The sequence below is a fragment of the Sporomusa rhizae genome (assembly GCF_041428845.1).
GTDB classification, from domain to species: Bacteria; Bacillota; Negativicutes; order Sporomusales; family Sporomusaceae; genus Sporomusa; species Sporomusa rhizae.
Genome location: NZ_CP156925.1, coordinates 3,962,398 through 3,987,514 on the forward strand (window position 1 = coordinate 3,962,398; position 25,117 = coordinate 3,987,514).

General features: G+C 45.8%; 23 protein-coding genes. 12 read left to right on the top strand and 11 right to left on the bottom strand.

Features of this window, described 5'->3' with window-relative positions; translation table 11 throughout:
• Window positions 1–10 precede the first annotated feature (10 nt).
• From dhaM to SRRS_RS18780, 4 genes are all read right to left on the bottom strand, one after another.
• Window positions 11–403, bottom strand: a complete 393-nt coding sequence (gene dhaM / locus SRRS_RS18765) for a dihydroxyacetone kinase phosphoryl donor subunit DhaM (protein ID WP_371362662.1) — start codon at window positions 401–403, stop codon at window positions 11–13.
• A gap of 2 nt (window positions 404–405) precedes the next feature.
• Window positions 406–1,044 carry a dihydroxyacetone kinase subunit DhaL gene (dhaL, locus tag SRRS_RS18770; RefSeq protein WP_371369874.1) on the bottom strand — a complete coding sequence of 213 codons (639 nt, stop codon included), beginning with the start codon at window positions 1,042–1,044 and terminating at the stop codon, window positions 406–408.
• 17 nt (window positions 1,045–1,061) lie between these two features.
• On the bottom strand, window positions 1,062–2,060 hold the full coding sequence (dhaK, locus tag SRRS_RS18775) for a dihydroxyacetone kinase subunit DhaK (RefSeq protein WP_371362664.1): 999 nt from the start codon (window positions 2,058–2,060) through the stop codon (window positions 1,062–1,064).
• A gap of 214 nt (window positions 2,061–2,274) precedes the next feature.
• Entirely contained in the window at window positions 2,275–4,350 is a 2,076-nt protein-coding gene (locus SRRS_RS18780; RefSeq protein WP_371362666.1) for a sigma 54-interacting transcriptional regulator, read from the bottom strand.
• Window positions 4,351–4,686: 336 nt separating this feature from the next.
• Here SRRS_RS18780 and kdpF point away from each other — a divergent pair, with 336 nt between their 5' ends.
• The 7 genes from kdpF (at window position 4,687) to SRRS_RS18815 (ending at window position 12,968) form a co-directional block, all read left to right on the top strand.
• On the top strand, window positions 4,687–4,815 hold the full coding sequence (gene kdpF / locus SRRS_RS18785; protein WP_371362668.1) for a K(+)-transporting ATPase subunit F: 129 nt from the start codon (window positions 4,687–4,689) through the stop codon (window positions 4,813–4,815).
• Window position 4,816: 1 nt separating this feature from the next.
• Window positions 4,817–6,523: a potassium-transporting ATPase subunit KdpA gene (kdpA, locus tag SRRS_RS18790; protein WP_371362670.1), complete on the top strand. Its 1,707-nt coding sequence runs from the start codon at window positions 4,817–4,819 to the stop codon at window positions 6,521–6,523.
• Between the two features lie 6 nt (window positions 6,524–6,529).
• A complete protein-coding gene (gene kdpB / locus SRRS_RS18795; protein ID WP_371362672.1) occupies window positions 6,530–8,563 on the top strand; it encodes a potassium-transporting ATPase subunit KdpB in 2,034 nt (677 codons plus the stop codon).
• 20 nt (window positions 8,564–8,583) lie between these two features.
• Window positions 8,584–8,883 (top strand): helix-turn-helix domain-containing protein, encoded by a 300-nt coding sequence (locus SRRS_RS18800; protein ID WP_371362674.1) that lies wholly within the window; start codon window positions 8,584–8,586, stop codon window positions 8,881–8,883.
• A 27-nt stretch (window positions 8,884–8,910) separates the two neighbouring features.
• Window positions 8,911–9,489: a potassium-transporting ATPase subunit KdpC gene (kdpC, locus tag SRRS_RS18805; protein ID WP_371362676.1), complete on the top strand. Its 579-nt coding sequence runs from the start codon at window positions 8,911–8,913 to the stop codon at window positions 9,487–9,489.
• A gap of 64 nt (window positions 9,490–9,553) precedes the next feature.
• Complete coding sequence (locus SRRS_RS18810; protein ID WP_371362678.1) at window positions 9,554–12,286, top strand: ATP-binding protein; 2,733 nt, start codon at window positions 9,554–9,556, stop codon at window positions 12,284–12,286.
• Window positions 12,279–12,968 (top strand): response regulator, encoded by a 690-nt coding sequence (locus SRRS_RS18815; RefSeq protein ID WP_371362680.1) that lies wholly within the window; start codon window positions 12,279–12,281, stop codon window positions 12,966–12,968. Before SRRS_RS18810 ends, SRRS_RS18815 begins: the two co-directional genes overlap by 8 nt.
• Before the next feature lie 102 nt (window positions 12,969–13,070).
• Here SRRS_RS18815 and SRRS_RS18820 read toward each other — a convergent pair whose 3' ends face one another.
• Together SRRS_RS18820 and SRRS_RS18825 are read right to left on the bottom strand one after the other, a co-directional pair.
• Window positions 13,071–13,409, bottom strand: a complete 339-nt coding sequence (locus SRRS_RS18820; RefSeq protein ID WP_371362682.1) for a CGGC domain-containing protein — start codon at window positions 13,407–13,409, stop codon at window positions 13,071–13,073.
• 404 nt (window positions 13,410–13,813) lie between these two features.
• Window positions 13,814–14,413 carry a DUF1836 domain-containing protein gene (locus SRRS_RS18825; protein WP_371362684.1) on the bottom strand — a complete coding sequence of 200 codons (600 nt, stop codon included), beginning with the start codon at window positions 14,411–14,413 and terminating at the stop codon, window positions 13,814–13,816.
• A 252-nt stretch (window positions 14,414–14,665) separates the two neighbouring features.
• On the opposite strand from SRRS_RS18825, the gene SRRS_RS18830 reads away from it, so the two are divergent.
• Entirely contained in the window at window positions 14,666–15,991 is a 1,326-nt protein-coding gene (locus tag SRRS_RS18830) for an acetyl/propionyl/methylcrotonyl-CoA carboxylase subunit alpha (RefSeq protein ID WP_371362686.1), read from the top strand.
• Window positions 15,992–16,193: 202 nt separating this feature from the next.
• Window positions 16,194–17,216 carry a hypothetical protein gene (locus SRRS_RS18835; protein ID WP_371362688.1) on the top strand — a complete coding sequence of 341 codons (1,023 nt, stop codon included), beginning with the start codon at window positions 16,194–16,196 and terminating at the stop codon, window positions 17,214–17,216.
• 63 nt (window positions 17,217–17,279) lie between these two features.
• Here SRRS_RS18835 and SRRS_RS18840 read toward each other — a convergent pair whose 3' ends face one another.
• Together SRRS_RS18840 and SRRS_RS18845 are read right to left on the bottom strand one after the other, a co-directional pair.
• Complete coding sequence (locus tag SRRS_RS18840; RefSeq protein WP_371362689.1) at window positions 17,280–18,509, bottom strand: purple acid phosphatase family protein; 1,230 nt, start codon at window positions 18,507–18,509, stop codon at window positions 17,280–17,282.
• A 326-nt stretch (window positions 18,510–18,835) separates the two neighbouring features.
• The gene (locus SRRS_RS18845) at window positions 18,836–19,171 is read right to left on the bottom strand and encodes a hypothetical protein (RefSeq protein ID WP_371362691.1); all 336 of its coding nucleotides are present in this window, start codon (window positions 19,169–19,171) and stop codon (window positions 18,836–18,838) included.
• Between the two features lie 317 nt (window positions 19,172–19,488).
• On the opposite strand from SRRS_RS18845, the gene SRRS_RS18850 reads away from it, so the two are divergent.
• Complete coding sequence (locus SRRS_RS18850) at window positions 19,489–19,638, top strand: small acid-soluble spore protein P (protein ID WP_371362693.1); 150 nt, start codon at window positions 19,489–19,491, stop codon at window positions 19,636–19,638.
• 127 nt (window positions 19,639–19,765) lie between these two features.
• On the opposite strand, the gene SRRS_RS18855 is transcribed toward SRRS_RS18850, so the two are convergent.
• Entirely contained in the window at window positions 19,766–20,839 is a 1,074-nt protein-coding gene (locus SRRS_RS18855; RefSeq protein WP_371362695.1) for an aromatic acid exporter family protein, read from the bottom strand.
• Window positions 20,840–21,125: 286 nt separating this feature from the next.
• On the opposite strand from SRRS_RS18855, the gene SRRS_RS18860 reads away from it, so the two are divergent.
• Window positions 21,126–21,308 carry a hypothetical protein gene (locus tag SRRS_RS18860; protein ID WP_371362697.1) on the top strand — a complete coding sequence of 61 codons (183 nt, stop codon included), beginning with the start codon at window positions 21,126–21,128 and terminating at the stop codon, window positions 21,306–21,308.
• A gap of 224 nt (window positions 21,309–21,532) precedes the next feature.
• On the opposite strand, the gene SRRS_RS18865 is transcribed toward SRRS_RS18860, so the two are convergent.
• Window positions 21,533–22,456, bottom strand: a complete 924-nt coding sequence (locus SRRS_RS18865; RefSeq protein ID WP_371362699.1) for a LysR family transcriptional regulator — start codon at window positions 22,454–22,456, stop codon at window positions 21,533–21,535.
• A gap of 138 nt (window positions 22,457–22,594) precedes the next feature.
• Between SRRS_RS18865 and SRRS_RS18870 the strand changes: the two genes are divergently transcribed.
• Window positions 22,595–23,350 (top strand): TSUP family transporter, encoded by a 756-nt coding sequence (locus tag SRRS_RS18870; protein WP_371362701.1) that lies wholly within the window; start codon window positions 22,595–22,597, stop codon window positions 23,348–23,350.
• A 321-nt stretch (window positions 23,351–23,671) separates the two neighbouring features.
• Here SRRS_RS18870 and SRRS_RS18875 read toward each other — a convergent pair whose 3' ends face one another.
• Window positions 23,672–25,108: a M20 family metallopeptidase gene (locus SRRS_RS18875; RefSeq protein WP_371362703.1), complete on the bottom strand. Its 1,437-nt coding sequence runs from the start codon at window positions 25,106–25,108 to the stop codon at window positions 23,672–23,674.
• Window positions 25,109–25,117 lie beyond the last annotated feature (9 nt).

Here is a 25,117-nt window from a genome sequence, read left to right on the forward strand (position 1 = left end):
CATGAATCTCCTACCGCTTTCGTAACTCCCTGGCCCCTTCGGCAGTCGCCAGCACACTGGCCAGCGGTTGACCGACCGAAGCATCCACAGCAGCAGCAATAGCTCCCTCCAGAATCGGCGCATCAGCAATGGCTACCTGCCCTTTATACTTTTCATCAAGCATCTCTACCGCAAGTTCAGCGCTAATAACGGCGCTGCCTAAATCAACCATGACAAGCACTCCATCACCGCTTTCAGCTTTTTCAATGGCTGCTTGAATTAGGAAAGCGTCGGTGCCAATGCCCCCATCGGCCATACCGCCGGCCGCAATGAGTTTTTGCCCGGGAGCTGTCATTTGCCCTGCCAAATCGCATATACCGTCTGCAATCTTAGCGCTATGTGATACTACGACAATTCCAACCATAGTTATGCCTCCCGACTATACTTTTTAGCAAAGGCGGTAAGCGCCGCTAGCATCAGGTAAGTTGAGGTTGCGCCCGCATCCTGATGCCCTAAGCTCCGTTCGCCCAGATAGCTGGCCCGTCCCTTGGTCGCAATAATTGTTTTGGTGTATTCAACACCTTTGCCTGCTGCGTCTGTGGCTAATTCAAGGCACCGTAACAGGTCTTCCCCTTCCGCCATCCCCTGGCTAAACGCTTCATACGCGGGTTCAAGGGCATCCAGCATTGTCTTTTCACCCCGAACAGCTTTACCGCGTTCTTTAATGCCGCCAATCGCAGCTTCAAACATAGCTTCTGCGGTTTCGGTATCGATTGTGGTTTTGCCCTGTGCAGCCGCCGCCATCCGGATAAAAGCAGTACCATATAACGGTCCGGCGGCCCCGCCAACAGTAGATATCAGCGTCATGCCGCTCATTTTAAGCACACCGCCAATATCGTCAGACCCTGCTGTAGCCAGTTTGGCGTGAACAGCTTCAAAACCACGCGCCATGTTGATGCCATGGTCAGCATCACCAATCGCAGCATCCAACTCGGTCAGTTTTTCTTTGTTAGCCAGTATTATTTCTGTCAGCGCATCTATTGCTGCAATGACGTTTGCCATTATAAACTCCTTCTCTCCTCTTAGAATTGAACCAGAGCCGGTGTATCAGCCTGCGCAAACAGCAATTCTTTCAGTTCGCTGTCAAGCTTCAGTACAGTAACCGAGAAACCCGCCATTTCCAATGAAGTCATATAGTTGCCAATATACGTCTTTGCGATTTTAATATTTCTTTCAGCAAGCATGGCTGCTACTTTGCGGTTAATTACATACAGTTCCATTAGCGGTGTTCCGCCCAGACCATTGATCATCACCGCTGCTTCATCGCCTGCGTCCAGCGACATATCCGCCAAAATCTTATTCACTAAATGCTCGGCTGTTTCATCAGCCGGGCGGACAGTTTCACGGTGGGTACCGGGCTCGCCATGAATACCCATGCCGATTTCCGCTTCGTTCTCAGCCAGCGTGAAGCTAGGTTTGCCGGCAGCCGGTACGATGCAAGGAGACAGCGCCATACCCATAGAACGGACATTAGCGATTACTTTCTCGGCTGTCTTTTGCACTTCCGCCAAATCCGCGCCGGTCTCGGCCTTTGCGCCTGCAATTTTATGAACAAAAACCGTACCGGCAATCCCGCGCCGCCCGGTAGTCCAGGTGCTGTTTTCAACAGCTACGTCGTCATTGACAACCACTTTGGCCACTTTAATACCATCGGCCTCAGCCATTTCCGTTGCCATTTCAAAATTCATGATATCACCGGTATAGTTTTTGATCACTAACAGTACACCTTTGCCGCCATCAACAGCCTTAACGGCTTCATATACCTGATCAGGCGTAGGGGAAGTAAATACCGCACCGGCAACGGCACCGTCAAGCATACCGCGCCCAACATAGCCGGCATGGGACGGTTCATGCCCGCTGCCGCCGCCTGATACCAAAGCGACCTTACCTTGCACTGGGGAATTGGCCCGCACTAATACATTAAACCCTTCCACCCGCTTAACATACTGAGGGTGAGCCAAAACGGCCCCTTGCAGCATTTCCTCAACAACTTGTTCCGCATTGTTAATTAGCTTTTTCATTACTTACAGCCTCCTCATCGCTATACTATACCGCGTTCCGGTAGCTGCCCTATTATAAAGCAAGAACCATGCCAGGAGAAAAATTTGCCCTGCTGCCGCTCGCAATGACCGAAAACCTGGATAATACGGCAGATAAGAATACAAGAGTGCCAACCCTAGCTGGCACTCTTGTACAAAAGTATCAACCAGACTCATTGTCGTTGATATTTTTTACCTAGTCACCCCTATTTTCCCAGGTTACCGTTTTGGCAATTCCGTACTTTTGGGCTTTGGCCGCCACTGTTTTATGGGTTAACCCTAACGCTTTGCCTGCGGCGTTAAAACTGCCGTAGTTTGCTAGAGCCAAAGCGATAATTTGCTTCTCATATTCCACCCAAGGCAAAACCACGGGTTGTTTTAGATCAGGCAAAACAGCTGTCTCGGGCTGCGCTAAAGCGGGGGCGGCCTCACTGCCTTCCCTGAGGTAAAATGGCAAATCCGCAGCCATCAACACAGAACTATCAGAAAGTGTGACCATGCGCTCAATAACATTCTCCAATTCACGTACATTGCCCGGCCAGCGGTAGGCCATCAGGCCGGCCATAGCCTCACTGGCTATTCCGGTAACTATTTTGTTCTGTTCGGCAATCACTTTATGCAAAAAATGGTCGACCAGCAGCGGGATATCTTCCGTCCGTTCCCGTAAGGACGGCAGGAGGATAGGGATTACATTGAGCCGGTAATACAGATCTTCCCGAAACGCTCCCTCTGCCACCAACTCTTTCAGATTGCGGTTAGTAGCTGCGATAATCCGGACATCGACCTTAATAACAGCCTCGCCGCCCACCCGGGTAAACTCTTTTTGCTGCAGCACCCTGAGCAGTTTAGCCTGCATGCTTTTGCTAAGTTCACCGATTTCATCCAAGAAAATTGTCCCTTTGTCGGCTAAACTGAACTTACCCGGTTTTTGCCGCACGGCGCCGGTAAATGCCCCTTTTTCATGGCCAAACAGTTCACTTTCCAGCAGACTTTCGGGAATCGCGGCACAGTTAATTCTGATAAGCGGCCCTGTTGCACGGCGGCTGGCATAATGGATGCCTTCGGCAACCAATTCCTTGCCTGTACCGCTTTCACCGCTTATTAATACGGTTGTCCCGCTGGCGGCAGCTTTAGCGGCAATAGCCAATGCTTCCTGTACCTTGCCGCTTTGACCAATAAATTTGCGAAAATCCGGCCCCGGCTTTTGGACTCGCCGCAGTTCATGTTCCAGATACTCGGCTTTGGCGGAAATATGATTTAGCTTGTCCATTAAATTATGAACTTCGCTTACATTTTTGACTACCGAAACGGCACCTGTCAGTTCGCCATCCACTACTATGGGACTGACATTTGCCACTACCGTCATTCCGCCCGGCTTGACAACAATACTGCCAATAACAGGCCGGCCTGTCGCCAGCACCCGGCTGCGCACACCGTCCGGCGACAACTTCCTGACATTCTGCCCAATCAGTTCCTGGCGGGATTGGTTAACAAGCTCTACGTAAGTCGGATTAACATACGTTATATCTCCGCCCCTATCTACCACACAGATTCCGTCCTGAACCGATTCCAATACCAATTGCAGACGTTCTTTTAGTTCTTTTACGGCCTTCAGCTCACCGGTGACCGTTTCCAGTACCGAGATGTCCTCAAAAATGGCCATAGTTCCGCGTACTTGACCATCGGCAATAATAGGTGTCCGGTTAGTAAGGATTGTCAGCGAACCAATGGACTGACGGCAGCCTATTTCAGGTTCCAGGGTTTTTGCAACAATATGCAGCCGTGATCCGGGTATAATTGTTTGCGCTTTGTGGCCGAGGGCGCAACTGACAGGAATACCCAAGATGCGTTCTGCTGCCGGATTAAAAATAGTAACTACATCATTTTCGTCGGCAACTATCAGACCATTTGCCATACTGGCAAATATCTGCCCGGCCGTAATGGCATTGTCCTGCAATAAGGTATCAACCTGATTCATGGTAACGGCATCGTCCAGCACAAAATCGCTTTCCAAGAATACCGCCATTTCGGCGACCGCGGCTTCAGCCGCCAGACCGACGGCCTCTACCCAGATCGTATCTCCCTGTTTAACCCGTAGCGACACCAGTGGCATAATACTAGCGGCGGGAACAGCCGTGCCGCCCGGATGCCGAAAATATAGTTTGACCTGTCTTTTATGTTCAATTTCATATGCCTTTTGCACAATCATAGCCGCCACACGGGCATGCAGCCCTTTATCATGGGTAATAACTGCCTGCTTTCTACTTTCCACGACCATTCACTCCAGTGCCACAATCTTAAAGATTCTTGTAATGTAAAATGAATTTACTCGGATTGACTCCACTCATTACTTGATTTAGCTTATTACCAGAATATACTGCTTTTTAACATAAACTTCCTTCTTGCGAAAAAATTTTCGATTCTCCATAAAACTCACCGGCACAAAAAAGTTGCTAATCCACTAAAGCAACCCACACAAGCACCGCACCAGTTCTACATTGGTACGGTGTTTTTCATTTTTCATCGTACGTTACCGCTTCTCTTTACAACTTTTTTACACCTAGCCCCTTCTTCTTGACGACATACTGACTCCAAATAGAGATACAATATGACTGTATTAAACAACAATGAATTCGGGGGAGGATTTCATATGGCCGATCTATGGCTGGCCGGCTCACTGGCGCTGTTATTATTAGCGTACTTAGTGTACGCATTACTTAAACCGGAGGAGTTTTAAAATGACAAATGATATTTTTTTATTTCTTGTTTTTTTGGCAATACTGATTCTTTTGGCCTTGCCGCTGGGCCGTTATATGGCGCGCGTATTTTCTCTGGAGAAAACACTGCTTGACCCACTATTTTTGCCATTGGAAAAAACCATCTATCGTCTAACCGGCGTAGACAGTAAAGTGGAAATGAATTGGAAAGACTATGCAAAAAACTTAGTCTGGTTTAATCTCATCGGCATGACGGCAGTATATCTGATACAGGTGCTTCAGGATTTTCTGCCCTTTAATCCCGAGAACCTGGCAGGTGTAACGCCGTGGCATGTTGCCTTTAATACAGCGGTCAGCTTCATGACCAATACCAACTGGCAAGCCTACGGCGGCGAAACAACCGTAAGTTATTTTACGCAAATGGCGGCGCTCACGGTGCAGAACTTCGTCTCTGCCGCCACAGGGCTTGCTGTGGCGGTAGCGCTTATCAGAGGGCTTACCCGTAAGACTACTAAAACCATCGGCAACTTTTGGTTCGACCTTGTCCGTAGTACTGTTTGGGTACTGCTCCCGTTATCCATCATCCTAACTTGCGTTTTAGTCCAACAGGGTGTGCTGCAAAACCTGTCACCTTATGTAACCGTTCAGACATTGACAGGAGCGCAACAAACACTGGCAATGGGTCCGGTAGCTTCCCAGGAAGCCATCAAAATGCTGGGTACTAATGGCGGCGGCTTCTTTAACGCCAACTCGGCCCATCCCTTCGAAAACCCCACTCCTCTGACCAATCTGCTTGAAGCATTAGCGATCTTTTTGGTGCCGGTGTCGCTCCTATTTACCTATGGCCATCTCACCCGCGATAAGCGTCAGGGTTATGCCATATTGGGGGCGATGCTGCTGTTGTTTACCATCATGCTGGGATCCCTCTATACCAGCGAACTGTATGGCAACCCCATTCTATCATCACTTGGCATTAGTCAACCTACTGCCCTGGAAGGAAAAGAAATACGGTTTGGCATTAGTGGTTCGGCGCTGTTTGCCACTGTTACTACAGCAGCCTCCTGCGGTGCAGTCAACGCCATGCATGACAGTCTGACACCGCTTGGCGGGCTAATACCTATGCTGCAGATGATGCTGGGTGAAGTTGTTGTCGGCGGTGTAGGCGCCGGTTTTTACGGAATGATGATGTATGTCATTATGACCGTCTTCATTGTCGGTCTAATGGTTGGCCGCACGCCGGAATACCTTGGTAAAAAAATTGAAGCTTGGGAAATTAAAATGGCCACGCTTGCCATTCTTATCCCATCTGTGGTTATCTTAATCGGCAGTGCCATCGCGTCGGTAACTGATGCCGGTACTTCCAGCATTGCTAACTCCGGTCCGCACGGACTGAGCGAGATACTGTATGCATTTGCTTCCGGAGCAGGCAACAATGGCAGCGCCTTTGGCGGTCTGACGGCAAATACCCTGTTTTACGATCTTATGATTGCCGCCGCTATGCTGCTCGGCCGGTTCGGTGTTATCATTCCGGTTTTGGCTATCGCCGGCAGCATGGCTGAGAAGCGGATTTCACCGCCAGGACTGGGCACCTTTTCCACAACCGGCCTACTGTTCGTCATCCTTTTGGCAGGAGTAGTGCTGGTGATTGGCGCCCTGACTTTCTTGCCTGCCCTTGCGTTAGGCCCCATCGTCGAGCATCTATTACTGCTGCAAGGCAGCACTTTTTAGGAGAGTATGAATATGAGCAAAAATGGCAGTTTTGATAAAAAGATCATCGCGGGCGCCGTCCGTGATGCCTTTAAAAAGCTTGATCCCCGCGTGCAAATTAAAAATCCGGTTATGTTTATCGTCTATACCGGAGCGCTCTTAACCACCGGGTTAATGCTGCGGGACTTTTTGCAAGGCAGCGGTAGTATCGCCTTTACCCTGCAGATTAATCTCTGGTTGTGGTTCACTGTACTGTTCGCCAACTTTGCCGAAGCTATCGCCGAAGGACGTGGCAAAGCCCAGGCGCAGGCACTCAAAAATACCCGCAGCCAAACCAAAGCAAAAAAACTTAGTGGTAGTAATATTACCATTGTCGACGCTAACGAACTTAAGAAAGGCGATTTGCTGTTAATTGAAGCAGGCGATGTAATTCCTAGTGACGCCGAAGTTATCGAAGGTATGGCCACAGTCGATGAAAGCGCCGTTACCGGCGAATCGGCTCCCGTTATCCGGGAATCAGGCGGCGACAAGTCTTCCGTCACCGGCGGAACCAAAGTGCTGTCTGACTGGATTAAGGTTCGGGTAACAGCCAATCCCGGCGAAACCTTCCTCGACCGTATGATTTCACTGGTAGAGGGAGCTAAGCGGCAGAAAACACCTAATGAAATTGCTCTCACCATTCTACTGGTAGGGTTGACCATCATTTTCCTGATTGCAGTAGCTACGCTTGAACCTTTTGCTATCTATTCCGGCGCTACCTTGTCGGTAACAACCCTGATTGCTTTATTAGTGTGTCTGATCCCTACCACGATAGGCGGCTTGCTCTCCTCCATCGGCATCGCCGGGATGGATAGGTTATTAAAACGAAATGTATTGGCCATGTCCGGCCGCGCAGTTGAAGCCGCCGGTGACGTCAATGTACTGCTCTTAGACAAAACAGGTACAATCACTTTGGGTAACCGCATGGCAACGGAATTTATCCCCGCACCAGACATAAGCGAATCAGATATGGCAGATGCCGCACAATTATCTTCCTTGGCCGACGAAACACCGGAAGGCCGCAGTATTGTCGTATTAGCAAAGCAAAAGTATAACTTACGCGAACGGGATTTAACCGCCTTAGGCGCAGAGTTTGTACCCTTTACCGCACAAACACGCATGAGCGGCATCAACATGAAAGACCAGCAGATACGCAAAGGCTCTGTCGATGCGATTCAGAAGTATATAGCCGCTCAGGATGGCACCTTTCCCGAGGCCGTCCGCGCCACCTCTGAAGCCATCGCGAAAAACGGCGGCACGCCGCTTGTTGTAGCGCAAAACAGTAAGGTACTTGGCACGATTCACCTAAAAGATATTGTCAAAGGCGGTATTAAGGAAAGATTCCGGGAGCTTAGGCAGATGGGCATTAAAACAGTGATGATTACCGGTGACAACCCATTAACTGCCGCCGCCATTGCTGCAGAAGCCGGAGTAGATGATTTCCTGGCGGAAGCAACACCGGAAGCCAAACTTAAAATGATTCGCGAATATCAGGAAAATGGCATGCTGGTAGCCATGACCGGTGACGGCACCAATGATGCGCCAGCCTTGGCGCAAGCTGATGTTGGTGTAGCTATGAACAGCGGCACCCAGGCAGCAAAAGAAGCCGGTAATATGGTTGACCTTGACTCCAACCCCACCAAACTTATTGAAGTAGTGGAAATTGGCAAGCAACTCCTGATGACGCGGGGTTCACTGACAACCTTCAGTATCGCCAACGATGTCGCTAAATATTTTGCGATCATACCTGCCCTCTTTATCAGCACTTACCCCGCGTTAGGAGCATTCAACATTATGCGTCTGGCTACCCCGGAAAGCGCCATTTTAAGTGCTGTGGTATTCAACGCCCTGATAATTGTCGGGCTTATCCCCCTGGCGCTTCGCGGTGTCAAATATCAGCCGGTAGGAGCTGATGTAATTCTGCGCAAGAACCTAATCCTCTATGGTCTCGGCGGACTGATTGTGCCCTTCGTCGGCATTAAACTAATTGATATGATATTGGTTGCGCTTAGACTTGTTTAATAAAACGGGAGGAAAACTATATGGTACTCGAAATTGGTGACACGCTCCGTTTGTTGCGTTCCGAGAAATGCGCAAGCCTGGAAGCCGTGGCTCAAGCCATCGGAGTGTCTGTATCTGCAATAGAGCATTATGAAAACAATACCTGGTGTCCGGGTAAAAACGTATTGGAAAAGCTTGCCGCTTTTTTCGGCGTGACGGTAGCTGAAATTGAAAATGGATATAGTGTTATGTTCGACCATACAACTCAGGAGATGCTCATAGTCAGACAGATGAGCGGAAATCAGATCAGAATTGTGTCCCGGACAAAAGCTACTAATTGAGAAACTGCAAAGGAAGATGATAACAATATGACGAAATCAATAATAAATTCTCTTCTTATGGTTCTGGTCATGACCTTGTTGACCGGCTTAGCCTATCCATTGGCAATGACCGGTTTGGCTCAGGCTTTGTTTCCTGCCCAGGCGAATGGCTCTTTAATTACCCAGAACGGTAAGATAATTGGTTCTAAGCTTATCGGTCAGAATTTTTCCAGCCCGGGTTATTTCCATAGCCGCCCTTCCACTGCCGGTTCTGAAGGCTATGACGCCACCGCTTCGGCTGGCTCTAATCTTGGTCCGACCAATCAAAAACTAAAGGATACTGTAAATGAAAACCTCGCAGCAGTCCGCAGCGATAACAATCTACCTGCACACACACCGGTTCCCGGCGATTTGGTACTGGCATCCGCCAGCGGCTTGGATCCGCATATCAGCCCGGAGGCTGCCTATATACAGGTCGAGCGGGTAGCCAAAGAAAGAGACCTTAACGCCGCCGAAATAAAAGCTTTAGTTGCTATGCATACAGAAGGCCGGCAATTAGGTTTTCTCGGCGAACCGCGCGTGAATGTATTGGAATTGAACTTAGCACTTGATACTATGAAACAGTAATACAGCCGGGCTGCATCCCTTACGCGGAGCAGCCCTCTGCGTGTATATATGGGAGGGACACGCTATGCCTAAAGAAAAAGCAACCGACAGACCAAATCCTGATGAATTATTAGAGAAAATCAGCAAAGAAGCCAAAGGCAAACTCACGGTATTTTTGGGTGCCGCTGCCGGCGTCGGCAAGACATTCAACATGCTGGAAGCAGCCCATGATAAGCTTCATGAAGGCACAAATGTTGTCATCGGCTGGGTAGAAACTCACGGGCGGGCTGAAACGGAAAAACTAGTGGAAGGCTTGCCCTGTATTGCTCCCAAGCTTATGCACTACCGGGAAAGAGAACTTAAGGAAATGGATATTGACGCCATATTACGGGAAAAACCGGAATTGGTGCTGGTCGATGAATTAGCCCACACCAATATCCCCGGTTCGCGTCATGTCCGGCGCTACCAGGACGTAGAAGAAATTATCAATGCCGGAATTAATGTCTATACAACGCTTAATATTCAACATATCGACAGCCTTAATGATGTAGTGGCACAAATCACTGGAGTTATTGTTCGTGAAACGGTACCGGACTACATTGTCGAACAGGCCGACAACTTACGACTTATTGACATTCCGCCGGAAGACTTGATCAAGCGCCTCAAAGAAGGTAAGGTCTATGTACCCGGTCAAGCCGCACAAGCCCTGAAAAAGTTTTTCCGTCCGGGGAATATTAATGCGCTCAGAGAGCTGGCACTGAGATTTACTGCCAGCAGGGTAGATCAGGACATGACACAGTATATGAGGTCTAACCGGATAGCCGGGCCATGGCCTGCCGCCGGACGTGTCATGGTATGTGTTAGCGCCAGTCCATTTTCTGCCCAGCTTATCCGCGCGGCCAAACGGCTATCGGAAGGACTCCACGCCGATTTTTTAGCTCTTCACGTCGAAACATCGCGCCGTCGTTTTCCGGTGAGTGACAAAGAACGGGACCGTATAGCGCGCAACATACGGTTAGCCGAAGAATTAGGCGGAAAAACACTTACCGTCGTCGCCGATAATCTCGTACAGGAAATATTAGATGCTGCGCGCAACCATAACGTAACCTCAATTGTTGTAGGCAAACCACGCCACAGCCGCCTATGGGAACTGATCCATGGTTCTTTAGTAGATAAAATCATTCGCCACAGTGCAGGCATTAATGTTTACGTCATTCAAGGCAACGCCGAAAAAGAACAAGGACCAACAGTAAAAACGGCTGCCCCGGATATTTCGAAATTAAATTGGCTGCATACAGTTGGCGGGTTAGCTATGACTGCAGCCGTAACGGCCGTCAGCTGCCTATTCAAACCACAGTTAGAATTAGTAAATATCGCCCTATTATATCTGTTGCCTGTATTATTAACCGCCCTATGGTGGGGGCGATGGTCCTCCTACCTTACAGCATTAGCCGGTGTACTCGCTTTTGACTACCTTTTTGTGCCGCCGTTACTTAATTTTACCGTCTACGATATCCGCTATCTCTGGAGTTTCATTATTTTTATCGTGGTATCTTTTATCATTGGCGGCAGAACTGAAAAACTCAGGCAAGAAGCTAAATCAGCAAGACAACGCGAGAAAAGCGTTCGTGCGCTTTATGAATTTAGCCGGCAAATTGCTGCTGTAACTGACTTAAATTACATTGCGCAGGAATTGGCAAGGCACAGCGGCGACACAATTGGGCGCGAGACAGTTGTGCTCATACCTTCTGAACAAGGCAAACTCACGGTTCTAGGCACTTATGTTCCCAATGCAGTTTTTGCGGGAAACAATAAAGAAACACTTCCGGAGACCGAATATGCAGTAGCAGCCTGGTCCTTTGAACATGGCCAAGTCGCCGGACGCTCGACCGAAACATTGCCGGGAGCCCAATTTCTATTTGTTCCGCTGGTTAGCGGTGAACAAATTGGCGGCGTATTGGGAATATCTATTGGTGACCAAAAAATTACTTCTGAAGAAAAACGGCTCATTGATGCCTGGGCAGGACTCGCGGCCATTGCTGTTGAAAGAGTAACATTAGCTAAAGCAGCACGACAAGCCGAACTGCTGGCTGAATCGGACAAAATCCGTACGATTCTGTTTAATTCCATTTCCCACGAATTGCGGACACCGCTTTCGGCGATCACCGGTGCCGCATCCACCCTTCTCGATAAAAGTATCGAATATAGCCGTGACTTACAGCGTGAACTTCTTGAAACCATACAAGACGGCGCTACCAGAATGGAAAGAGTGGTCGCTAATCTATTAGATACTGCCCGCCTGGAAAGCGGTATGCTATCTCTAAAAATAGACTGGTGCGACATAGAGGATATTGTCGGAATTGCACTACGCCGCTTGGGTGATTTAACAAAAAATCACCCTATGGAAATTCAGTTGCCGCCCGACTTACCTCTAATCCGGGCAGATTGTGTCCTCTTGGAGCAAGTCCTGCTAAACCTGTTGGATAATGCTATGAAGTACTCACCCGCAGGTAGTAAAATCCGTGTAACGGCTTCGGCGGCCGGAGCAACCCTTAAAGTTAATATATATGATAACGGACCAGGGATACCCGAAGACGACCTAGACCATATCTTTGAAAAGTTTTATCGGGCAAAGCAGCCCGTAACGGTATCAGGCACAGGACTTGGACTATCAATTTGTAAAAGTATTCTTGAAGCTCATTCCGGGCGGATATGGGCTGAGAACGCTCCTGACGGTGGAGCAAAAATAAGTTTCGTTATCCCGATTAACGGTGATAATACCCTCACACCAAGAACGGCAGGTGAACACATTGACTGATAAAGGACCGCGAGTTCTTGTTATAGACGACGAACCCCAAATCAGGAAACTGCTGAAAGTTTCTTTACAGGCTTACGGCTATACCTTGGATGAAGCGGATACCGGCAAAGACGGTATTAACCGCACTGCTATATTCAAGCCTGATCTAATTATCGTTGATCTAGGTTTGCCTGATATCGACGGTAAGGAAGTTGTCAAACAAATTCGTGATTGGTCTGGCGTGCCAATTATTATACTGACGGCCCGCGATCAGGAGCAGGAAAAAATCGAAGCGTTAGATGCCGGGGCTGACGACTATGTAACAAAACCTTTTGGGATGGGCGAACTTCTGGCACGGCTGCGAGTGTGCCTGAGGCGTTCCGCCGAAAACGAAAATGAACCTGTCCTTACTTGCGGCGGACTCAAAGTCGACTTGGTGCTAAGGCGAGTAACAGTAGATGACCGGGAAATCAAGCTTACCCCTACGGAATATGAAATTATTAAAATCATGGCACAGCACGCCGGACGTGTACTTACCCATAAGCAATTATTAAAGGCAGTATGGGGCAATTCTTATAACGAAGACACTCACTATATTCGGGTTTACATTGGGCAACTGCGACGAAAAATTGAGGCAGATCCAGCACAACCGCGCTATATTATCACCGAATCCGGCGTCGGTTATCGGCTTATGTGTCATTAACGTCTGGCTTAATTAAAGATTCCATAAACAATCAAACCGCAACAAAAGTGCGGTTTGATTGTTTTGTCACTAATTACGTTTACTTAAATACTTTTTCCGGTCTTACATACCACTATTGGTAACTGTATCGATGATGATTACCGACTTCAGTTGTTTGTCCAATTCTTTCCTTATATTCTCATAATAGGGGCAGCCACAGCCATCGCCGGCATGATGTATTGACGACGATAAAGCAATGATATCGGCGCCTCCTTTTACCAATAATCTGGCTCGATCCACAACCTGTTTACCTGGGCATCCGCCACACGTAAAGCAGCCTATCAGTTCGGCGGCCCCCACATTTTTGAATACACCCTCTCCCTCTCTAACGGCGAGGAAATCTTTATTTTCCCAGCACTTATCCTGACACAAACTACACCCGATGAGACCAACTTTTAACATAGATTTCCCCCCTTATTCATTTAAATCTCTTGGAAGCCTTTATGATTTTATAACGCAACAATAGACCAAGCAGCAGGACAGTTACTATTCCCACCAGCCATTCACACATAGTAACACTTCCTTTCTCTGGTCTACTATATTCATTTCGATAATCATAAGTTACTAATTTCAGCGAAAAACAGATAATTTTATCATTTTTTCATGATTTATTGTTGTTTTTCTTCTATTTACGATATAACCTATTCGATTCAATTAAACACTATATAATATTGTCTCGAATAACCGCACATAAAATATTGCAAGCTACGACTTAGCATATAACGTGTGGTGGTTTTATACCCTGCATGCAGCATAAAAACAGCACACGCCCTGCACAATAACTGCCGGCGTGTGCTTTCATTTTTTTATTCCGTCTTCCCAACAAAATAAGTATCTATTAATTTTTCTGCCAGACGCTTGGAGGCGTTAGCTTGTGCCGTCAATAACAATACCGTTAGAAATAGCTCGGCTTCCTCACGCTGCTCGGTATCGATCGACGACATTTTGCTTTCGATATGTTTAACCTTATCTATGAAACTTTCCTGAAACTCGGAAAACTGCTGACGTTTCAAGTCTAAAAATGTATTGTATATCTCCTCCAACGGAATAATGTCGTCATCCGGTGTGCCGATATCATTCAACATGGGTGCTAGTAGTTTTTTTATGTCACTGATAGATAAAATGCTCTTGAGCTGACAAATCAATATAAGCAGCATGATGTGGTATGTGCTATATTTCTTATTCTCAGGCGGAATCATAAGCTGATCCTTAGTATAGTTATTAATCATCGTTTTGGTTAGGCCTTTATCAAGTATGTCTCGTTTCGCCGGACTAAGTCGCCGGTTCAGGAATTCGAGCAGTTGATCCATATATAGCCCTATATCCGGAATATCCTTCACCTGTATTTCATCAGTCAGGTGAAGTCCTTCAATGATCGAATGTATAATGGATTTGTCGAATTGCATAATCCCCCTCCACTCGCAAATGGCTTCAAATACGTAAGGTTCATGGGCACTTACTCTATAAATATATAGGGAATGTCGATTATCTATACGCTACATTTCGGGTTTAGGTAGTAATAGGCTTATCCTTGTCCAAATGTATACATAGAAAGCATCTTGCTTTCTTTAGAATTGGCACATATAATCAAATGTATTAGTGCTCGGTCCCCTACCGGATCTGGGTAAACTAAAATTGCAAATGGGAGGTCTACACCGATGTTCAAACGTGTGTTAATCGCCAATCGCGGCGAGATAGCCGTAAGGATCATCCGGGCCTGCCAGGAGCTGAATGTTGAAACAGTTGCCGTATATTCTGACGCCGATACCGACTCCCTCCACGTCAGATTGGCCGACCATGCCTATTACATCGGTCAATCTGACGTCTTCGAAAGCTACTTAAACGGCACGCAACTTGTCAACACAGCCCTGACAGCCAAAGCAGATGCCATCCATCCCGGCTATGGGTTCTTATCCGAAAATGCAGATTTTGCTGAAATGGTTACCAATGCAGGGCTCACCTTTATCGGCCCAAGTGCTGACAGTATCAGACGGGTTGGTAACAAAGACGCTGCGCGGGCGGCGATGCTTCAAGCCGGCCTGCCGATGGCACAAGGCTCCGATCCTGTTAAAACCAGCGAAGATGCTTATCGCTTAGCAGAGGAAATCACTTATCCGGTCATGCTTAAACCAGTTGCCGGCGGCGGCGGTAAAGGCATGGCAGTTATCGAGAATCAAACCCAGCTTATGAACGTCCTAAAAAGAATTGATATTTCAGCCGACGACTACTATATCGAAAAGTATATTACCGATGCCCGTCATATCGAAGTGCAAATCATGGCTGATCACTATGGCCATGTAATTCATTTAGGCGAGCGCGAATGTTCACTGCAGCGCCGCAATCAAAAGATACTGGAAGAAGCTCCTTCCAGTGCTCTTACTCCGGGCATGCGGGAGCGGGTAGGCGAATTGGCCGTACTGGCAGCAAAAAATATCAATTATACTAACGTAGGCACAATCGAATTTCTCCTCGATAAAAAAAGTGGTGCCTTCTATTTCATGGAGATAAACCCGCGAATTCAGGTTGAGCATGGCATAACTGAAATGATTACAGGCATCGATATCGTGCGCAAGCAAATTCGTATCGCTGCCGGCGAACCGCTAAACATACAACAAGAAGATATACGTATCCATGGCCACGCTATAGAATGCCGGATTAATGCCGAAGATGCGGAAATGAATTTTCTGCCATGCCCTGGTAAAATTGGTTTCTATCATCAGCCGGGAGGTCCTTATGTCCGTGTGGATAGCGGAGTTTGCGCCGGATCCACCGTATCTCCCTATTACGATTCGCTGATCGCCAAAGTTATTGTCCATGGACGCACGCGTGGAGACGCTATCCGCATTATGAAAAGAGCCTTGCGGGAATTCCATATAACCGGTATCAAAACGATCATTGATTTTCACCGGCAGGTATTGAACAATCAGCAATTTTGCAGCGGCAATATCGACACACAGTTCATAAATAAAGAACTTATCATATAACTAGGTATAGCAAAAGGAAAGCAGCGGAAAAAACGTCCCTGCTTTCCTTTTTTTCTTAGGCTTATTTTATAGCACGGAACCGTAAGCCCTTTCGGTAACTATAGAGGTCATATTTGAATATTATGCAGTAAAATCTGCCAATCCTGCCCGCACCTTTAGTGCGGATAAGTCTATATAACCAACAGGGAAAAGGTGATTGTTTATGAAACCTGTTATTATATACCCGCCCACAATCGACTGGAACTATCTGCACCAACGGCCTCAGCAACTATTAAAAACACTTGCCGAATTTGATTGCCTATGTATTTTTTGTAATATAAACCGGGAAAACCGTTATTCTAAGGGATTTATTACACTGTCTCCAAACCTGATACTGGCCAACGGTCAGAGCTTTACCACTACTGTGCAGTGGGCAAGAGCAACGTTTCCGAACCAGCCTGTAGTAGCCTACTTCACCTACCCACCACACATCGCACAAATAAGAGCATCTACTGTCGACCTAATAATCTTTGACTCTGTAGATGAGCCAGTTGATTTTTTTTCATCCTGGCAGCCTAACTATACAGAATCAGTAAAAGCTGCCGATATTGTGCTTGCTACTGCCCGTTCTTTAGTCACCAGGGCTCAGGCCTTGACTGGAAATGAAATACATCTTCTACCAAATGGATGCGATTACGACCACTTCAAAAATGCTCAGGACCGTCAGTATATTAAACGCATGCCTTTTAATGGAAAAAAACCAATTGTTGGCTATATAGGAGCGATAGCGCCTTGGCTGGATACGGAATTATTAAATACCATGGCCTACTGCTTACCTGAATACGAGTTTGTGTTCATAGGCCCATTGCTGGGACGTAATTGGGTATCCTTTCCCCATACTAATATGCACTATCTTGGGTATAGAGAGTACTGTGAAGTGCCTAAATTTCTCAGTAATTTCGCTTACTGTCTAATTCCTTTCAAAATTACCGATATGACTAAAGGGGTTAATCCCGTAAAGTATTGGGAATATCTTGCCAGTGGCGTTCCTATTTTAAGTACTCCCTTACCGGAAATAAATCGGGAATATGTTACCATTGTTACAGAAGACATGTTTCCCGGTTTTTCCCCTATTCCCAGTGCACGAGAACGAGAAGACAGAATTACCTTAGCCCGGGATAACTCCTGGAAAGAACGCGCAAGAAAGCTGTTCCAAATTCTATCATGCAAGCTTCAAAATGGCTAAAGAAATCTAACGGCATTAGCCTTAACGCGTTAAGGCTAATGCCGTTGTTGTCTTAGAGCATTGCTATTTTTTTATTTCTGTCTGATCAATGGGCTCACCGTTCTGCTTAAAAGCAGCAATTTTAAGAGTATTTCGTGAGGCTTCCAGTACAAGGTAATTTGGCATATCGAGTGGGTTATAATAAAATTCATCCACCGGTTTTTGCGGCGATTTATCCCATACCCGGTCCCCGCTCCGTCCTGTCGTAATATAGATAGCACCGGAAGGATCCTGACGGCCGTTTTTCAGAGCCGCCGTGCGCGCATAGGAATGCACATGTGCCGTAAATGCGAGATCAACATGATATTTATCAAATACCGGTACAAATGTGTTACCAATCTCATCAAGCGGTCCATTGAAAGGATGTTCCCAAATACCTCGATGCATAAGAACTATCTTCCATGGTTTCTGGGTTTGAGACAGATCTTTTTCCAGCCATACCTTTTGTTTTTCTAATAAATCAGGATACCAGTCACGCAGTTCATTTAACTGTGTATTGAGTACAATAAAATGGACGTCACCATAATCATAAGAATAAGCGTAGCGTTCCAGTCCCGCCGGACCATTCGCCGGCAAGGCGAAAAGAGAGAGATAATAATCGGGTGTAGCCATCTTCCAATCAAGACTATAGGTTTCATGATTTCCCATCACCGGTACTATAGGCATTGCTGCCAGAAGATTCGTTGCTGCATCAAACCAGGCATTCCATTGCCTTTCGTCTTGCCCATTATCAACAAGATCACCCATATTAATAAAAAACGCTGTATCGGCATTATTTTCCCAAGCTTTTTGAGCTGTTTTCGCCCATTCTTTATAGTTTACTGACTGTGAATCACCAAAAATAAGAGCTTTAAATGACGTCGACTCCGGTTCTGTCTTGAATTCTTTCCAGGCAGATTGCCGTTTGCCAACCGAAACACGGTATTCATACTCAGTTCCGGCTTTAAGATTAGTAACCCGCGCCGTATGGAGCATAAAACGATCGCCACCATTATACGAAGGCAGTTCCACTGCCTCTGCATTAATCCTTGTGATATTGTCCGACTGCTTGGGGCGTATCTCCATAATTCCCGGGTTACCAAAAGTTGACGTCTTCCATGAAATCGTGTGTTCATGCTTCATATCCGCTGTGATCACATGCATGATCTGGCCCGCATCACTATTAAAACCCGTAAACACCGACTTCGACACAGACAAGAAACACATACTAGCAACGATACAAGCAAAAATAAAACCCAAGATATATTTTTTCATTTTTACCACCTTATTACAACTTAGTTCATTGTCCATTATTATCCATAATAATATCTCAATTTATCCAGTTAATTTAAATTGTTGTCCCTGCCACTAAAACGGTCTGGTGTACCACAAGGCATACACACCGGACTCACAAATCAATTTTACTATAAATGCTTCGCTACACAAGTAATAATTTCCTCATTCGCTTTTGTATTTTCGTGTGACCGTACTATCCCCCATTAACTAAAATTTCTACCCGCAAGGGAAAAAAATTAAGCTCAGGCTTGCCAACCGGCAAACGTGAGCTTAAAGTATATTATTTAATAAAAAGTTCGTCCTTCTTACTTTTCAATCTTTTTTTCTTTGCCGCCATTTAAAGTCTTCTGCAACATTTCGCCTGCAGCTTGAACAGCCTTCTTTGTCTTTCCGCCGACTATGATGTGATATTGGGGTTTCCACCAGGACCCGCCGGCTTTATCAAAAATTATATTAGTCTGGGGGTGCGCTGCGGCTGTTTTTTTCACACTCTTAGAAATATGGAATTTAAATAGAAAAAGAACAGCTAATGATAGTTCGCTGCGAATAGGGTTCTGAACCCGGAATATTTTATTGTCAGCTTTAATTAATGGCTTATCGTTCATTTGCATTTGTTTTTCTTGTCTATATTGTTGTTGCACGTTTGTCCCCCTTACTTATTTTCATATTATGATTTTATCAGGTATTCTCATAAAAACATATACCCAAATTTTTTCAACTAAAAGCTCTGCGTCTGCCAGGGCTTCAAAGAGAAATGCGCTTATCTTGAATTTTCCACGGATAAAACCAAGTAAGGCACCGTAAGCTATGTAATAAGGTGCGGGCGAATTGACAATCGCAAGACTTTATTTTCGCTCGCCAGCAGTCATCAAGTGCATCAAGAGCAGTGGGACCGAAACGATTGTCGCAGGCAATCTCTAAAAAATTCACAGCAAACCTACTAATCGGAGGAGATAACATGTCTAAGCCCGAAACTTACCCTGTAGATATGCCAGATGCGCCTAAGCGTACAAAAAATGATGACAATAATATGCCTGAACCACTTTCAGGATCTAAGAAGGTTAAAAATCACAATCACAGTGGCGAACGTCATGGAGAAGGCTCTTAAATTTTATTGCAAAATGACCGATAATAACAATTGCGACAAATGCCCTACAGGTCTTAATTTTGAACTGTAGGGCATAATTATTGGGACGTTATAGTAACGAGATACTTGATGCATTTGGTCTTGTCCATCACTTACTTTCTACGCTTTCTTGGAGCAATATTTTTGCTTGTCGCGTAGCCCACTTGATTTCATTTGCCACTACAGCAACTTCAAGTAACCCATGTAAATAATAGCTGCCTGAAAGTCTGGGCTGCCATTGCTCAATTGCCGTATTGAGCTGTTCCCAGTACTCTTCACTGATTTTTTCTGGAATTGCGGCGCCGTCATCAACAATGACAGACCTAAGTTTACCATTGACACGAATAACTATTGTACAACCACTTTCTAATATTTGTAAAACAGCTCTAAATTCTTCACTTATAGTAGGATTACCAGATTTAATTCTTCGGTCCAGCCTTATAGGCAAAAGATCAAATATCCGGTCGCCTTTCTTAGCAATTGATTCGTTGTATTCAATTAGTTTTTCAGCCAGCAAAACCCACTCCCGGGGCTCAGATGCTTCAGCAAACACTTGACGCTCTCTACTAATCAAATCCACTAGCATTCGCGCTTCTTTATTTAGTTTGTTAACCCGTTTGCGTTGTTCCGTATCTATGTAAAGCTCACCGCTGCCAAGGCCAACATACTCCTGTACCGCCCGGCAAAAATAAAGAACTGCCGCCTCGTTGCTTTCCCTCAATTTCTCTTTAAGTAGTTTGCTATATTGGGGCGGCCATAATAATACGTTAATAAACATAGCTGAGGCAAGGCCAACAAAAATTACTCCTGTTCTAGCCAGTGCATGAAATAAAAATTCCTCCGTGCTAGAGCTTAAAACAAAAAGCGCAGCAACTATACCCATGGTTATGCCGCTATGTAATTTTAGCTTTGCATATACTGGTATAAGCAAAACAACTATTAAACCGGCTGATAACGGATTAACACCGAGAAAATAACCAAAAAAGAAACCAGCTGTAACCCCCAGTATATGGATTAGAATCTGATCCCGTGCTGCCCTTAATGTCAAAAATATGGATGGCTGCATGTTTATCACAGCCGAAACAGCACCAAAGAAGGCGGGTTCCAAACCAAAATACTTGCAGATATACATCGTAATTGCAACGGCTATACCAGTTTTAATAACGCGTGCACCAATTCTCATTTTTCAACTCCTTCCATACTTTCTAAATAGCGTATATTTTATTATGTTATCCGCAATAGTACCCATAGTAACACTGGAATAAGTGGCATCTGAGACGTCACCAGTTGAATAGTATAGTCATTGTAACAAATTATGAACTTTTTGGAAATCCCAAAATGAAAATGATCATCACCCCTTAAAGTAGATACGGGAATATAAACCCTGTAAAAACACTTTAAGGGGTGACTTTTTGGGCACGCAAAGGACAACAGCTTAGGTTTTACAGTGCAAAAGTTTAAGTACTCCTATGGATAAAACGCTAATTCAGGAAAAAGAGCAAGCGGAGAAGTTGCAAGCAGAAGTTCAGGAAAAAATACAAACCCAGGTTGCGGCGGAGGATCATCATTATCGCGGCAACCCGGGCACTCACCAGCAAAGTAATGATAATCGAACTCGCAGCCACAACACGGGCATACTTTATATAATCTAAAATAACATACTTTATATAGTTTGAAGGATGCAGTATAGGTTTTGACGCATTTTTTCATGTTTCCCGGCAACTGACAGTCATTTGCGCACGAATAGCCAACCATGAGGATGCCCCCTATTTACCTTTTAATTTATACTATGTTAAGTATTCGCCACATGTTACGAAGGGAAACCACCAAGATCAAAAAGGGCAGGATAGTAACACGCTAAGCGGGAGTTATACCTCTACGGGTACAGGCGAGCGGCTAAGTCAATTTTATTCAGATATTTAAACTGTTCCGGAAGGGTTGCCGCAAACGTATTAAATATGCCTAGCGCTTCTTTTGTTCTGGATTTGGCGAGTTTATGGGTGAGTTTATAGCAGATTCGATTTGGTGGAGGATCAGTCAATGTCTGAATGGTGTATTTAGCAGCTACCGCCGAGGACTGGGCAATTGACAGCGGAACGATCGCCCATTGCTGCGGCGTCTGCAGGAGGGGCAATACCATGGGGCCATTGCTGACCTGAATATGAGAGGCGTGGAAAAAGTCCCACCATTTGTTATGCCATAGCTGATAAGCCGGAAACCATTCATGGTACAATTCGTCCCGGGCCTTTAGCTGACACGGATGGATGCACTGTACAGACATATTCTCCGGTACGGCCAAACGGACAACAACCATCGGCTCCGAGAAAAAAGGAGTCAGTTCAATGTTCTTTATGATTCTTTCATACAGAACGAAGGCAATGTCAATCGCACGCTCTTCCATTAAGTCATACAGGTTCGCTGAATTTTGGGTATAGATGTGCAGCCGCATATCCGGATACTGACAGATGATCTGATGATAAATGCCTGGCAGCAAATAAGTATTTACGCTGTCTACCGCTCCGATGGACAGTGCCAGATTGGTGCCGGATTTTAATGATTGGGTTTCCTGGAGCAACTGTATCCATTTTTCGGCGACCAGTATAAAATTTTCGCCGGCCGGAGTAAGGGTGATGGTTTTCAAACCTTTGCCCCGTTGTACCAATTCCAGACCAAGTTCCCGTTCCAGGTTTTTCAAACGGTGACTCACGGAAGACTGGGATACATGAAGACTGTCCGCAGCCTTGGTCAGACTCCGACTGGAAACAACGGCCAAAAAAGCCTGGATATCATCAATATTCACAATGGTTCCTCACTATCTAATATTAAAATTATGCATATTATTAATGAACTTAATATATTTTACTTTAAGTATAATCACCGTCTATAATAAATACAAGAAACGGTGCAGCCGTACGAAACAGATAACGGAGGAGAATATATGGATTTTAGTATGCTTATCTTTTTATTGGGAGCAGGTTTTGTAGCAGCCTTTATAGATTCTGTTGTGGGCGGCGGCGGTTTAATTTCCATGCCCGCCTTGATGATGACAGGCTTACCTCCTGGCGTCGTACTGGGAACCAACAAACTCGCTTCCATCTGCTGCTCCAGTACCAGCAGTATTTCCTTTTTACGTTCCGGCAAGATGGATCTCGGCTTAGTAAAATATCTTTTCCCTTTGTCCTTGCTAGGCTCCATCCTGGGAGCTTATACCGTCAGTCTCATTTCCCCCTCATTTTTGAAACCTTTGGTCGTTGTTATGTTGGTTATGGTAGCTATTTATACGATGCTTAAGAAAGATTGGGGCGATGTGTCCACTTACCAAGGTATTAATAAACGTGCAGGAATATTAGGAGGTTGCGCCGCTTTACTACTGGGGTTTTATGACGGTTTTTTCGGTCCAGGCGCAGGCTCCTTCCTGATTTTTGCCTTTTTAATGTTGGGCTTCGACTTCGTAACTGCCGCCGGCAACGCCAAAGCCCTTAACATGGCCAGTAACCTTGGCGCTGTCGCCACTTTTCTGCTGGCAGGTTCCGTCAACTATCTCTATGGCCTCAGCATGGGCGTAGCTATGATTATCGGAGCCATAGTCGGATCCAGGTTCGCCATCGCCAAAGGTACTTCATATGTAAAACCACTATTCATTGCTATTACAACCCTACTAATAGGAAAACAATTATGGGATATTTTACACTGACCAAATAGTGTTACTGAACATCCCAAGCATTTGTGCAATAATAAATTCTTATACTTGCTAAGTTCGCAAACTGGCGTCATTGCTCAAATGGCGTCAGTTTTATTTTTAAAATGGCAATAAAAAATGCAAAAAACTAAGCCTACCCCTTGGGCAGGCTCGCAAATTGCCTTTTCTAACTCTTCCTTTTATTTTTCTCAACGCACTTTTTCATCTTCTCATAGCTTTGCTCAAAGGTTCCCGTACTATTTTCGCCGCGTATATTATCAGTTAACCACATACCCGCCTCAGTGCTTAGAATTCCTGCATTAAGTACAGCTGTCATCATACAATAAGCGGCTTTACTTCGGGAGGAATTGGACAAATATACTTTCGCTCACCAAGAGTGTTTCCTAATTCTGATTTCGCTTCATTCGCAACATCGGGCGAAAGGAGTATATCAATCGCAGTTCTTGCCAACACCTTGCCGGCAAATAGCATCCCTTTATGGGCAATCCCCGTATTCCCTTGGGCAACCATTTGCCAGGAATGGAATGCCGTGCCTACGACACAGCAAGCTGTCGCAAGCTGAGCTGTTGGTGCCACCCAGCTCACATCGGCCACATCTGTCGATCCAGGCATCAGACAAGATTTATGTTTATAGGGCAAAATAATTCCAGGTACCTCTGCGTCCTTTAATGCTGCCAAAACTTCCGGGTTATCATCGCCCATAAATTGCTGTGCCATGTGTAAATTACTATGAATTTCGCTGTCAGTCAAAGTAGCCTTGATTTTTTTTGCAAAAGTCTGCTCATCTACATCTAGTTCCGGCATGACAACTTCCTGCACATTCTTATATAGCAATTTTTCCAGCACCCTGTTAGGGATATAATTGGAACATGCTTTTTCAAAGACAATTTCATACTCAGTGCCTGTCATCAAAGCTGCTCCTTGCGCAATCTTACCTATTCTTTCGTATATTTCTTGCACTTGTTCCACCTGCGGAGCCCGCATAAGATATAATACTTCGGCTTCAGCCTGTACCACATTGGGGGAACTCCCCCCTGTGTTCGTAACCGCATAATGGACACGAGCCTCTGGAATAATATGTTCCCGTAAATAATTTACACCAATATTCATAAGCTCAACAGCATCTAAGGCACTTCGTCCCAAATGAGGTGCTGCTGCCGCATGGGCACTCTTACCATGAAATTTGTAACGAACCTGATAATTGGCAAGAAATCCGGTTGACCAAACCGCATTAAAGTTTAAGGGATGCCAGGTCAATGCCACGTCTACATCGTTGAATACGCCTTCTCTGGCCATAAACGCTTTTCCGGACCCACCCTCTTCCGCCGGACAGCCATAGTAGCGAATCGTTCCCTGAAGCTTATTCTCTTCCATGAATCTTTTAACTGCGATCGCGGCTGCCAGAGCCCCTGTCCCTAATAGGTTATGCCCACAGCCGTGTCCATTGCCGCCTTCAACAATTGGCTCTTTATTTGCAACACCGCCCTTTTGACTTAATCCGGACAGGGCATCATATTCACCGAGCATCGCAACTACCGGCATTCCGGTGCCAAAGCTAGCCATAAATGCAGTCGGCAGACCCGCGATTCCCCTGCTGAGTGAAAATCCTTCATTTTCTAAGACACCACATAAAAGTTCCTTTGATTTATATTCACAAAACTTAACTTCCGGCGTTTCCCACAACTTATCGCTTATCTTAATAAGCATTTCTGTATTTTCATTGATAATCTGATCAATTCTATTCTTATCCATTTGCTTTGA